At 47.2% G+C, this 13,787-nt stretch carries 8 protein-coding genes and 1 tRNA gene; 1 reads left to right on the forward strand and 8 read right to left on the reverse strand.

The window, feature by feature from the left end; genetic code table 11:
* Positions 1-265: 265 nt before the first annotated feature.
* The 8 genes from QE357_RS04015 to QE357_RS04050 form a co-directional block, all read right to left on the reverse strand.
* The gene (locus QE357_RS04015; protein WP_106635091.1) at positions 266-1,258 is read right to left on the reverse strand and encodes a LacI family DNA-binding transcriptional regulator; all 993 of its coding nucleotides are present in this window, start codon (positions 1,256-1,258) and stop codon (positions 266-268) included.
* A gap of 123 nt (positions 1,259-1,381) precedes the next feature.
* Complete coding sequence (locus QE357_RS04020) at positions 1,382-2,260, reverse strand: carbohydrate kinase family protein (RefSeq protein ID WP_307142099.1); 879 nt, start codon at positions 2,258-2,260, stop codon at positions 1,382-1,384.
* An 11-nt stretch (positions 2,261-2,271) separates the two neighbouring features.
* Positions 2,272-3,462: a glycoside hydrolase 100 family protein gene (locus tag QE357_RS04025; protein ID WP_309706037.1), complete on the reverse strand. Its 1,191-nt coding sequence runs from the start codon at positions 3,460-3,462 to the stop codon at positions 2,272-2,274.
* Positions 3,463-3,474: 12 nt separating this feature from the next.
* Complete coding sequence (locus QE357_RS04030; RefSeq protein ID WP_309706039.1) at positions 3,475-4,815, reverse strand: MFS transporter; 1,341 nt, start codon at positions 4,813-4,815, stop codon at positions 3,475-3,477.
* 73 nt (positions 4,816-4,888) lie between these two features.
* Complete coding sequence (locus QE357_RS04035) at positions 4,889-5,878, reverse strand: TonB-dependent receptor domain-containing protein (RefSeq protein ID WP_309706041.1); 990 nt, start codon at positions 5,876-5,878, stop codon at positions 4,889-4,891.
* Positions 5,850-7,517 carry a carboxypeptidase-like regulatory domain-containing protein gene (locus tag QE357_RS04040; RefSeq protein ID WP_309706043.1) on the reverse strand — a complete coding sequence of 556 codons (1,668 nt, stop codon included), beginning with the start codon at positions 7,515-7,517 and terminating at the stop codon, positions 5,850-5,852. The genes QE357_RS04035 and QE357_RS04040 overlap by 29 nt, the downstream gene beginning before the upstream one ends.
* 479 nt (positions 7,518-7,996) lie before the next feature.
* Positions 7,997-8,070, reverse strand: a tRNA-Pro gene (locus tag QE357_RS04045).
* A gap of 132 nt (positions 8,071-8,202) precedes the next feature.
* A complete protein-coding gene (locus QE357_RS04050) occupies positions 8,203-10,563 on the reverse strand; it encodes a M1 family metallopeptidase (protein ID WP_106635347.1) in 2,361 nt (786 codons plus the stop codon).
* A gap of 320 nt (positions 10,564-10,883) precedes the next feature.
* Here QE357_RS04050 and QE357_RS04055 point away from each other — a divergent pair, with 320 nt between their 5' ends.
* A complete protein-coding gene (locus tag QE357_RS04055) occupies positions 10,884-13,751 on the forward strand; it encodes an outer membrane beta-barrel protein (protein WP_309706047.1) in 2,868 nt (955 codons plus the stop codon).
* Positions 13,752-13,787: the final 36 nt, after the last annotated feature.

Raw genomic sequence — 13,787 nt, forward strand, 5'->3', positions numbered from 1 at the left:
TACTTGCGTTAGCTGAGTATATACTTTAATATTTCTATCAGGTTAGTAGATTAGTTTAAATGTAAAGGGCATACTCCAATTAGTTAAAGGCTGCTTCAGCCCCGTAATTATATACTGGTTTCTAGTAGCGGATATACTGAAGTTAAAAGACTGCTGCCAATTTGATTCCAGCTGAATCTGTGGAGAAATAGAATGAATGTGCCTTAAACTAGTAGATTCACTATTAATAGCGAAGTAAGACAGGTAATAATCTCAAGAGAGACAGTTACAGCGTCCCCCCAGACACATACACAGATTCTACCATCCACTGCTGAGCGGTTAGTCCGTAATGCATGCATTCAAACATGGCGGCAATCGCTTGTTTTCCTAGTTTGCGACCACTGGTTTCTACGTAGGAAACTTCGGGATAATAGTTCTGAGGAATGGTGCCGTCGCTGATCGCAATGATACCTACCTGAGTTGGTACCTGAATGCCTGATTGCTGAACCGCTTTTAACACACCCAGAAGAATTTCGTCGCTCATGGAAAAAATGGTATCAAAGGAAGCGTCCGAGGTAAGCATCTGATACGTTTGTTGATAGGCGTGCGTCTGACTGGTGACTTCAAGAGCCTGATACGCTACGCCTTGGCTTTCCAGTTCATCGAGGAAAGCCTGCCGACGAATCATGGAAATGGACATGTTATGATGACCAAACAAAGCCAATACTCGCTGTTTTTTCTGGGCAATGAGTGCCTGAGCCGCCAGACGAGCCGCCTGTTCATCGGCCAGGCATACCTTAAGACAAGGTTCCCAGGTAGGAACCTTGTCGAAAAACAGAACCGGAATGGAATGTTCGGCTAGCTTGAGAAAGGCACTAATGTCTTTGGTTTCGGACGTCAGAGAAGCGAAGATTCCAGCTACTCGATTTTCCTTGCATACCTTCAGATTAAATAACTCCATAACCGGATCATCCCCGGACTGCAAAATCAGCAGCGAGTATCCCTGCTTTTTCACTTCTTCTTCCAGAGATGCCAGAAAGAAATTATAAAAATAGCTGGATATGGAAGGAACTATCACCCCAAAGAGCTTGCTCTGATTGGTCCTTAAGTTGACGGCATAGGTATTGGGTTCGTAGTCGAGTTCGGCTGACAATTCCCACACTTTCTTTTTAGTGGCTTCAGAAATATCCGGGTGGTTTTTAAGTGCTCGGGATACGGTACTGATACTCAGGCCTAAAAGTTCAGAAAGTTTTCGTAGTGTGGTAGGTTCAGCTTTCATGAGGATTGTATCTACAATTTACGCTACTCGTCAGTAGGTATAAATCGTTTCGAGCGGAAAGAAATTTATTTTGTAAAATAGTGCAAAATAAATAAAATTTAGCACGATACAATCACACTCTACTTAGAGTATTCCTCTCAATCGCTGGGAGGCAGTATCAATACCCTGCTGAACGCATATGGCCAGAGGACTATTTCGTAGATACGCCTTAACGAAGCCCGCCCAGAACGCATCGCCCGCCCCCGTAGCATCTTTAATGTCGGAAATAGCTTGAGCAGGTAAGTATTGCCAGTCTTCCTGAGCGTGTTTGTACCACACTCCATCCCCGCCGCAGGTAAGACATACTACGTTGGACTGGAGATTGGACAAGTATACTTTCGCCTGCACAATGCTCATGGGCTCGCCCGTCATTCGGCTTACATCGTCGAGACTGAATTTGAACAAAGGTTTAAACATTTGTAGCTTCTCCAAGGTCTGGCGGGCCTCCTCAGGATTCGCCCAGATTTTTTCGGAGTAATTCCAGTCAATCGATACCGGAATGCCTCGCTGAGCGGCTTTGTCGAAAGCCTGTAAAATGGTGTCACGGGCGGGTTGCTGGCTCAGGGCAAAGGCAGAGGTATGCAGTAGGCCTGCTGGCTCAATCAAATCGTCGGTAATGGGAGCAATCTGAGCATCGGCACCCCGATACGGTATAAAATCGGGCGTACCCTTTGTGCGACCTACAACGATGAGTGACGTGGCGTGCTGAGCCACCGTCGCTACATATGAGGTATCGAGGCCAATGCTTTGTAAATGATCGATTAGTTGACGGCCCAGTCCATCTTGACCCACTGCAGCAACCAGTCGCGTTGGAACCTGATAAGTATGAAGGAATCGGCAAAAGTTTGCAGCACTTCCGCCAGGATGAAGGCTAAGGGAGGCCGCCTGTCCCAAATGATCTACATATTCACAGCTAATGGCGTCTATTAGTAATTCCCCTATAACAAGGACGTAAGATTGCATGAGTTAGTGGATTAGATAAGCGAAAAAGAAAATCCAGATAAGCTTAGTTCGGCAATTACGGCTCCGGCGGCACTCCAGGTACAGAGCGGAACGCCAATGGGGTCCTTGCTTAACCCGTGTAGATTTTCGTAAAAACCGAAGGAAGCGGCGGAGGTATGTTTGTGATTGGCTCGGTGGATGTATTCGGTTACCTGCTGGGCCAATTCTACTTCCTGACAGGCCATGAGTCCAGCAACGAGGAAGCCGTTCCAGACGGGCCATAACCCCCCGTTATGAAATTCATGGGGAAAATTCCTGAACCCATAGGCGTGATTATGCCGGAGTTCCTCCATGAAAAAAGTATCTTCTTCAATGGCCGGAGAAAAGGAAGCTAACAAATCCTGCTGGGACTGCAAAGATGCCCGGATGAAGTTGATCAGGGTCACCTTTTGATCCGGCGTACCCAGTCCCAAAAGCAGAGCCAGAGCGTTAGCCTGTAGATCGAACTGCGGATAGATTCGGGCGGGATTGAACCCCAACAACCAGTATGGTTTCTGCACTAACGGCATTTGGTGCACCATATTGGCGGCATATAATCCGGTAGTACGCTCACTGTACCAGAAATTGACTTGCAGCAGTGAGCGAATCTGCTGAGCTTTTTCACGATAAGCCTGATCATGGTAATAGGCTGCCGCCAGCTCCAGTGCCCAGAGTCGAAGCAACTGGTCGTATAAAATGTAGCCGTGTTGAATGTATTCGTCGGCCCAGTCGCCACTTTGGGGGACGTAGATCAGACCTTTTCCGTTGAATTCCCAGGCTTCCAGTACTGACAAACACTTTTGCACCTGGGGCTGGTATTGGTCGGCCAGGGTCGTATCCCCCGTATGAAGCGTATAGAATAGCAGGCCAATCACCGCCCAGGAAGGATTGTCGGCCCGGCCAACGGTACCGCCGTAGCTAACAGCGTTTGTACCGGGCGTAACGTTGCTGGGCATAAACCCCACCGGATGCTGATGATCGAACAAGGTCTGAAGGGTCGCCTTTGCCGTTTGGATCAGGGCAGGGTCCTGACTGGCCAGGGCGGCCAGACTCGTGATGACGCCGTCGCGGGTCCAGACGCGTTTGTAGTTGTCGTGTTCATGAACGGCAGCGGTAAATCCCGTTGGGGTTGCCGCTTGCTGCAGCAAATGCAGACTGCGTTCGTAATCGGAAATAGATAGCATGAAAGCAGTTAATTAGCGTGAAGCATACGCCAGTTCTGGCTGGCGGGTGCGGCCCATTTTCAGCGTGAGGGTCAATGCCGCCGCTATTGTAATCAGTACGCCCGCAAAGTAGATGGCATATACGGGATTACCCTGGAGCACATACCGATAGATGTAGCGAAACGTCAGGGTTTCCAGCATCATTGGCATCACAATGAACATGTTGAGGATACCCATATAAATGCCCGTCTTTTCTTCGGGAATGCTTCCGGCTAGAATGACGTACGGCGTTCCCATCATACTGGCCCAGCCAATTCCGAAACCAATCATTGGCAGAAAGAGCAGGGAGGTATTGGAAATCAGTGGTAGTACCAGCAAGCCAACTCCTGCCAACAGCAAACTCAACGTGTGGATACCCACTGGACTGATTTTCTTGGCTAGCCAGCCCAGCAGGAAAGCCGTACAAAACGTCACAATGTTATAGGTGGCATTGACCTTCCCCGTTAGTAGCTGAGCCGAGCTAAAAGCCAGTGAGTTAGGGTCCTGGGTATTGAAAATGGTTTTGGCCAGACACAACGTGATGAATTGCCAGTAAACAAACATGGCGTACCAGTTGAAAAGATAGACCACGCCCAATCGCCGCATCAGTGGAGGCATGTCCTGAAAGGCCTGAGCAATGTCCCGAAAAATATAACCGATGCCGTGATGGGTTTCTTGTTTAATCTGTTGAATCTGCTGCTCGGTTAAGGGGTACTCTTTCGTGGTAAAAATTGTGTAAAGGACCGAAGTAAGGGAGGCCACGGCCCCAATGAGAAAGGCCGCGTACGTAGTGTAGGTAATGTGATTGCTGCTGCGGCTATTTTCAAGAATCAGCCCCGAAGCGACCAGCAAACTGGGCGTCAGGTTGGCCAGGGTAATGCCCAGGCCGGTAAAAAAGCTTTGGGTTAAAAAACCCGTAGCGTGTTGGGAGGGTGGAAGTTTATCACTGACGAAAGCCCGGTACGGTTCCATCGTAATGTTATTAGCCGCATCCAGAATCCACAGTAAACCCGCTGCCATCCATAGTGTTCGGCTGAAAGGCATCAGGAGTAGGCAGATGCTACAAAAAATAGCCCCGATCATGAAGTAAGGAACCCGTCGGCCAAAGCGGCTGATGGTTTTATCGCTCATGGCTCCTACAATGGGCTGGATGATCAACCCCGTCATGGGACCAGCCAGATTTAACAGGGGAATATCATCCGGATTGGCTCCCAGGTAGGAATACAGCGGTGTCATGTTGGTTTGCTGTAATCCAAAACTGTATTGAATGCCGAAAAAGCCCACATTCATATTGATGATGGACCTGAAACTGAGCGGGGGCTTAATAAATGCCATACGTGCTGGAAGGCAAGGGGGATGAAATGGAGAAAAAAACGGGCGGAGGACGTTCCCCCCGCCCGGTAAATACTCAGAAAGTTAATAATAAACTGGCTGAGATGGTACGACCCGTGATGGATCGTGCCCGAACAATATTGGTAGCGTTATCTGTAATGGAGCTGTCTTCGGCCTCCGTCAGCCCCAGTGTATTGGTAATGTTGTTGCCACTGATGGTTCCCGTGAGGAAAGAGCTGAATCGGTAGTTGATGTACGGATTGAAAATAACGTATCCTTTCATCTTTAACTGATTGACATCCTGCGTATACGAACCTGCAGTTCCAATCGTACTTACACCGATGGACAGGGGACCCGCCGTATAGCTGGGCAGAAGGGTAAAGATAAAGGGAGACTGGCGGCGGGGGAAGTTACCCTGATTAGCACCCTGCGTAATTTTAGCGTCGGTCAGTGTAGCACTGGCATTGATCGTGAAGGCTTTGGACAGCTTCACAATAGTTTCAATCTCCAGACCAAACGAGCGGTAGTGGTTGGCTATCACTCGCTGAGTAGTGGCTTCAAAGCCCCCCTGCTCGTTCACGCGAGAGTAAAAAGCGGTCACGAATAATCCTCCGAAGCCCAGATTTCCTTTATAGCCAAGTTCTGCCTGATCAATCTGATCTTTCACGCCACGGATGCTGCCGTCAGCCAAAACGTTACTAGTGAAAAGAATCCGGTCAGCTTTCGTAGTGGCACCGCTGCTGTAACGGGCAAACACCGACTGATTTTCCTGAAGCTTGTAATTGGCTCCCAGCGAGAATGAACCGTAATTGTACTTATAGTTGACGGGTTTAGTGCTAGCGTAGTCAATAGAGGCCACTTTTTCTTCCGAAGCAAGAATGACGCCGTCATTGTTCATATCCTTACGTACCGTAGTTCCCCCGCTATAGGTACCGTTAACCTGACCAAAGTCCCAGCGTACACTGGCATCAACGTTGAGGGATGGCGTAACTTCCCAGGAGCCACTTACGTAAGGAGCGGACATATTGTAAGCCGTGTTATAGTCCCGTTGCAGATTTCCCCACAAGGGTACACCATAAGCAAACTGGCCGTTTTGCGTAAGTCGCGTGCCACTGGCATTCGTAATATCCAGGGGCCGCAGTCCCTTGCCTGACAGGGTAGTCAGGTAAGAATTCCACAGCCCAGGACATGGCAATATTCTGGTATGCTTTATAGAAACCAAACGTTACGGAACCTGCTCCAAAATCTTTCTTCAACTTGAAGTCGTTAACGAAATTATTAAGGTTGTTCAGCTCCACATCGAACATGTGAATAATCATGGCCCGGCTACCCGTAAAAGCAGCTCCTGTAATGGCGTCAGTCAGTCGTGCATTGTTCAGATTCCAGCCCTGAGCACCTGCAATCGCACTCAGCATAGATGATGTACTACCCGCTGTGCCCGGAAAAGGAGAGATGAAACGGCCACTATTGAGTGAATAACGAGCCCGGCTCTCGATGGACCAGTTTTCGCCCAAATCAAAGCTAAACTCTGCACCAACCGAAGAAGAGACGGGATGCATTCCATCGGCTACGTTAGCCTGACGTAATTCGCCGTTTACGCCCAAACCCAAATCATGTAGTAGGTAAGGACTCTGCAAGGATCCGTGCTTGGGATCAAAGCCCTCTACGGCGGAATAGGTAGGATGGCTATTCGTTCCAGTTACCTGGATAGGCATGGGCATGTACGAAGCAGCCCGGTCATTAAGGTACTTAGCGTATAGACGAACATACCCATTCGAGAAATTTTTCGTCAGGTTCATTTTAAGCTGACCGCCGTTGTTGGCAGTAAAACCAGCCGTCCGAGGTCCTTGGCCGAGTCGGTAGAAGCCACCTACGTTGAAATGAAAACCATTGCCGATAGGAGATCCATAATTAAAATCCGTGCGGAAATTGCCGTAATCAAGACCCGCACTCATGCCGATGCTTCCTTCCTGCTTCTGACCCGTTTTGCTGATAAAGTTGATGATACCAGCGGGTGAGTTTGTTCCCAGTGTAGATGCGGAACCGCCACGAATAGCTTCCACCCGAGCCAGCGTCTGATCCGCTCGCAGGAAGATGTCGGAAGTAGCAAAGGCAATATCTCCGAACTGCAATACGGGCAAACCATCTTCCTGAAGTTGCAGGTATTTCGAACCCCCTGAAGAAATGGGTACACCCCGAACAGTGATGTTGGTGTTACCTTCACCTCCTGAGGCTTCAGCTTTAATACCGGGAATGGTACGAAAGATTTCAGCCGTAGTACGAGGCGATGACTTCTGGATATCGTCCACTTTAATCGTACTGATCGAGACACTGGAGGTCAGCTTGGAAACGGGATTCGCTACACCAGTAACTACTACAGCGGATAATTCGAGTGGATCATCCTTAAGAACAACGACCAAATTAGGAGCCGTTCCCGAACTTAAATCAACTACTCGTTCCGTAGCGGTATACCCAGAATAGGAAAACTTAAGCCTGACATCCTTGGCGGCAGGAAGACCTTCCAGAGTAAAGTTTCCGTCCTGGTCAGTAATAAAATATTTATTGTCAGGTAACAAGACAATAGAGGCACCAATGAGGGGTTCATTTTTAGTGCCCAGTACCCGCCCTTTCAGAGTGGCAACAACTGATTGTGCGAAACTGGTATATCCCCCGAGGAGCAGTAGAGTAAATAATAATTTTTTCATTTTTTATTTCATTTGCCTAAGGGGAGCAAATAGAATAAAAAGAAAAATATAATTAAAACACGTTTTTGTTAAACTTTTCTGCAAACGTTTGCGGAAATGATTTCGCAAACGTTTGCAGGCTGAAATTTTTTTTATTGCATTTAAAAAAGATGAATTAGACTTGAAGTTAGAAAAACAGGAAGGCTAGTCTTCGCTTATCTTTATTGATAAAGAACAAGATTTTTTGGTCTGTCAGTACAATGAAATAGGCCGTAACAACTATGGTTTTTTCGGAAGGATGAAAGATGTGATCAACTCCGAAGCAAACCTTACAGAATCGGCATTCATTTTGTGTAAGTTCAGGATTCGCTTCAGAAAGGAATAGAATCTGGGCTCAGCATTCCAGTTTTATTAGCTATTCCTGGCAACTTTCTGCGAAGAGTAAAAGCCTTAAAAACAAACAGACCCGCTCATTACTGAGCAGGTCTGTTTTTGTAAAGTCGGGATGGCGGGATTCGAACCCACGACCCCTTGCACCCCATGCAAGTACGCTACCGGACTGCGCCACATCCCGAAAATGTGGGTGCAAATATAGGGGTAAAAATGCCCTTTCCGCAACTTGAGCCCGATAAATTTCTAAAAAAAAGTGTCCCGAACTTGGTTCGGGACACTAAAGGGTTGATTACCACCTTGTAATCAAAGAAAATTAATTGCGACCTCCAACGGCTCCGCTGGCTCCCTGACGCTGTTGTTGCATCGGGTTTGGTTGCTGAGAGCCTCCCTGACGTTGTTTGTACATCTGGAAACGGGTCGGTTGTGCTGCCTGACGGGGGTAGCTGTTGTTCTCGGTATCAATGTCGGCAATCTCCAGGAAGGGATCGAGCGTCCATTGAGCTACTTTTTTATCCGTTGGAATTACCTTTTTGATGCTGACATCGTTCATCCGCCAGATTTCAGCGGGGAAACGGAATACTTCCGTCGTGCCATCTTCGTACTTTGCCTGAAGAATAACGGGCATCGGAACGCCTCCCTTGTTTTTCAGACTCAAGGTATAGAAATTCTTACCGGACTCTAATAACTTACGTTCGTCGTCAGATAAAGTAGCCAGGTAATCGGCGTATTTCTTTTTGTCGGCTTCAGTAACGGCATAACGGTCGTAGCTATTATAGAAATCATTCATCGCCGGATTGGCTTCAACCACGGTCTGTTTGATGTCTTTTTTATTCCGTTGTACGGCCATCGTCTGGCGTTTCTTTTCATCGGCAGCTTTCTGAGCAGCCTTGGTGATGGCTGGGTCCATGGCATCAATGGCAAACCATTCTACTTCCGCTAAATCCTGATCAACGGGTTCAACGCCGTAGAACCAGCCTTTCCAGAACCAGTCCAGATCCACACCGGAAGCATCTTCCATCGTACGGAAGAAATCCGCAGGTGTAGGATGTTTGAAGGCCCAGCGACGAGCGTATTCCTGGAAGGCGTAATCAAATAATTCACGACCCATTACCGTTTCCCGCAGAATGTTCAGAGCGGTGGCAGGTTTTGCGTAAGCATTAGGACCAAACTGCATGATGTTATCCGAAGAAGCCATGATAGGCACCTGCGTGTTAGGAGCGGATTTCATGTAATCAACGATATACTGAGGCTCACCACGACGGCTGGGGTAGTTACGATCCCATTCCTGCTCGGCCAGGTACTGGCAGAAGGTATTCAAACCTTCATCCATCCATGACCACTGACGCTCATCGGAGTTCACAATCATGGGGAAGAAGTTGTGACCTACTTCGTGAATGATAACGCCAATCATCCCGTATTTTACAGACTCTGAATACGTTCCATCGGGCTCAGGACGACCACCGTTGAAGGAAATCATGGGGTACTCCATTCCACCACCGGGCGTTGCGTGGCAGGAAATAGCCACAGGGTAGGGGTAAGGAATCGTACGGGCAGAGTAACTCTTCAGCGTGTGAGCAATCACCTGAGTCGAGTATTTTTCCCACAGGGGGTTCCCTTCTTTCGAGAAGTAACTCATGCAAAGGATGTCTTTACCCTGTACGTTCGTCATCATGGCATCCCAGATGAATTTCCGGCTGCTGGTAAAGGCAAAGTCACGAACATTATCGGCTTTGAAAACCCAGGTTTTTTTGCCCGTTGCCTTGTTCTTCTCAGCGGCTACGGCTTCTTCCTGCGTAACGATCAACGTAGGCTCCTTGAAGTTTTTCTTCGCTTTGTTCAGGCGATCCATCTGCGTTTTGGATAACACCTGCGAATAGTTCTGGCACTCGCCCGTTGCTCCTACGATGTGATCGCTGGGGGCAGTGATGGCTACTTTATAATTTCCGAAAGGCACGGTGAATTCACCCTGACCCAGGAATTGCTTGTGTTGCCAGCCGTTTACGTCGTCATAAACCGCCATGCGGGGGAACCAGTGAGCGATAAAGTAATTGTAGTTACCGTCTTTGAAAAACTCATAACCCGAGCGACCATAGTATTCCGTGATGTTGTAATTCCATTCGACCGAAAAACTAACGGATTGATTGGGCTTCAAAGGCGTAGGTAAATCGATCCGCATCATGGTGTGGTTAGTCACCGTGTGCAGCGGGTTCCCTTTCGCGTCTTTGATCGAAGTGATGTTATAGCCGTACTCTTTCGTCGACGTACCCGCCAGCTTCGTTAACTGACCTGCTGACATACCCTGTGGATTAACCCCACCCAACTGCGTTGTGGCTCCGATGGCGTCTTTCTTGAACAGGTTCTGATCCAGCTGAATCCAGAGGTAAGGCAGATCGTCGGGAGAATGGTTAAAATAGGTAACCGTCTCCGTTCCGATGATGCGTTGGTTGGCATCATCCAATTCTACTTTAATGTCATAATCAGCCCGTTGCTGCCAGTATTCTTTTCCTGGAGCTCCCGAAGCAGCACGCGTCGAGTTGGGGGTAGGCAGGGCGGTGCCGAGTTGTTCAAATCGCGTGTTCGCATTGAACTCCGCTGAGGGAAGATTGCCCCGTTGGGCATACACTGAAGACCATCCTGCACAAAAAACGCCGATGGCCAGAATCAATCGTCTCATCCGTGATGAAGCTAAATTAGGTGAACAGTGGTCGAAATATACAGAAAATTTGGCAAAAATGAGCAAAAGGCAATGAGCCTTCGGCGACTTGGACTTTTTCTGCGACAACTAGATAAAAATAGGATTAAAAATAGAGCCTGCTAACCCTAAGTGGTTCTAAGCCAAGAGGCTATTGTATTACCAAATTGTTAACTGACCCTGGCTTAAACTTCACTTTCTGTTAAAACTGCCGAAAAACTCAGGTAATACGCCCGAACGAATTTTGCACCAGCAAATACCAATATCGAAAACTAAAATTTATGAAACCCTCAAAGACGATTATGCAACGTCTAATTTTTACCTGGTTCCTTTCCCTGACCGCACTGGTCACCATGGCCCAAACGGGTAGTATCCGAGGTAAAATCAACGATGCTAAAAGCAAAGAAGGCATCATCGGTGCAACGATTCGAATCGATGGCACTAACCTGGGAACACAAACCGATGTAAGCGGCTCGTTTGTGATCAGTAATGTTCCCACAGGTACACACAAGGTTTTTGTGACGTACATTTCTTACCAAACCCGTGAAATTCCAAATGTTCGCGTAGAATCCGGAAACACAACCGTTTTAGAGACGGAATTAGTGGAAGAAGGTAAAAATCTTTCAGACGTCGTCATTCGGGCGAGTCGGGCTACTAATACAGAAGTAGCTGTTATTTCCGAAATCAAACAATTCAAACCCATTGCCGTAGGTATTTCTTCCCTGCAAATCCAGAAATCACAGGATCGCGATGCGGCTGCGGCCATTCGTCGGGTTCCTGGAATTTCTATTGTTGACAACCGTTTTGTACTGGTTCGGGGCTTAGGTTCTCGCTATAATACGGTAATGGTCAACGATATGATTACCCCTTCTACGGAAGTAGATGTAAGAGCTTTCTCTTTTGACCTCATTCCCAGTAATATCCTGGACCGCATGATTATCTTCAAATCAGGTGCGGCTGAGTTACCCGGCGATTTTGCCGGTGGGGTTATTAAAATCTATACAAAACGTAAACCCGATCAGAATTTTACCGACGTAGGATTTACCGTAGGGTATCGCGGAAATACGACTTTTAGAAATGTTCAGACCCACGACCGGGGAAGTCTGGCGTGGTTAGGTCTATGGGATAAAAGTCAGCAAATTCCTTCCAGTTTCCCTACCGACGCTAACACATTCAATACGTTACCTTCTGCATTACGAGCTTCATATGCTCAGTTGTTCCCTAATAGCTGGGCATTAAAAAATATCAGCGTTGCTCCAGATATGCGTTTCGCTTTCAACCTGGGTCGTCGATTTGAGGTAGGAGAGACTCGCATCAGTAACCTGACTAGTATTAACTATTCAATGACGAATCAGTTCGCTAATATCGCATTGAAAACGTATAATAATGGTACGGTAGCAAACGACATTGCCCAGCAGTATAATGATGCTACTTATCAGCGAAATACCCGATTAGGAATACTTCATAACTGGAACTTCAAGTTTTCGCCTTCATTCTCTTTAGAGTGGAAAACGCTCTTTAATCAGTTAGGTAATACTGAAACGATTGTTCGGAATGGTGAAAACGTAATTGAGTCTCGTGACATTATTTCGTACTCAGAGCGTTTTGAAAACCGTAGTATCCTGACCAGCCAATTATCTGGAGAGCATATCCTGAGTGAACAAACGAAACTCGACTGGATGACGGGGTTAGGTTATACGGGTCGTTGGGAGCCTGACTGGAAACGGGTTCGCTACCAACGTGAGCAAGTGAGCGAAGGACCTCAGAATGAGTTCTCAGTATCTACGCCTAACAACCCTAGTCCGCTTGAATCAGGACGCTTCTGGTCGAAAACGCACGAATATCTGTACTCCGCAGCGGTAAATGTTCAGACGAAATTTGGTAATCCTGCTGATCGTGAACCTGCCGTATTGAGATACGGATTCTATGCCGAACAAAAAGACCGGGATTTCAATGCTCGTTTTTACGGATACCAGAGACAAGGTAATGTCCAGGCCATTAATACATTACCTATCGGTCAGGTTTTTGCAAACAATAACATCGGTGGAGCAGAAGGGTATTACTCAATTCTGGATGGAACCAAGGCCATTGATTCATATACTGCTCATAACACGTACCTGGCTGGTTACGTAGGAGGTGACGTTAATTTTAGCCCCAAAACCAGTTTGACGCTTGGCTTCCGGGGTGAGTATAACATGCGGACGCTAAGCAATCCTCTGCAGAAAAACCTGGTTAATCAAAAGATTTTTAGTCCGCTTCCTTCGCTGAACTTTACGTATAAGTTGAATGATAAACAAAATGTACGTCTGGCTTACTCGTATACAGTAAACCGTCCTGAATTCCGCGAGCAGGCTCCTTTTAGCTACTACGACTTCGCTCTGAACGCTGACGTACGTGGAAACCAGACACTGAAAACAACGAACATTCAAAACGTAGATGCCAAGTGGGAATTTTATCCTTCGGAGGGCGAACTGATTTCGGTAACCGGTTTCTACAAACAGTTTAAGAACCCCATCGAAAACTTCTTATTACCTCAGGCTAACGGTCTGGCTTATACCTTCATTAATACCAATAATGCTACTAACTACGGGGTAGAAGTAGAGCTTCGGAAATCACTGGCTTCTACGGGTGTAAATTTCCTGAAAGACCTGACATTGGTAGGAAACGTTTCGCTGATTAAGAGTACGATTAACCTGGGTGATGTAGTCGCTGCTCCTGATTTATCTGGTGAAATTCAGAACTACGACCTGACTGGAATTACCGACAAGAAACGAGCCATGATGAATCAGTCTCCTTATCTGATTAATGCTGGCGTGTATTATGCCAATCAAAACGGCTGGCAGGCAAACGTTCTGTATAACGTGGCAGGCCCTCGGATCTTCGCTGTTGGTAACGTGAATAGCCCAACCGTTTATGAAATGCCCCGGAACATCATTGACCTGAACGTGAGCAAGACCTTTAGCAAGCGTTGGGAAGTGCGTTTAGGCATTCAGGATCTACTCAATCAGTCGGTTCGTCTAAGCCAGGATTTCAATCGTAACGCAAAAATCGATAAAGACGTAACCTCGCAAACGGCTCATGCCGATCAGACCATCCGTAGCTTCAAACGTGGTTCTTATAGTACACTTAGTTTGGTTTACACCTTCGGTCGCCGTACAGTGATTCCATAATCAGGATTTTTAATTACGAATGTTTTAACTATAACT

Origin of the sequence: Siphonobacter sp. SORGH_AS_0500, assembly GCF_031453245.1 — a bacterium.
Taxonomy (GTDB): Bacteria; Bacteroidota; Bacteroidia; order Cytophagales; family Spirosomataceae; genus Siphonobacter.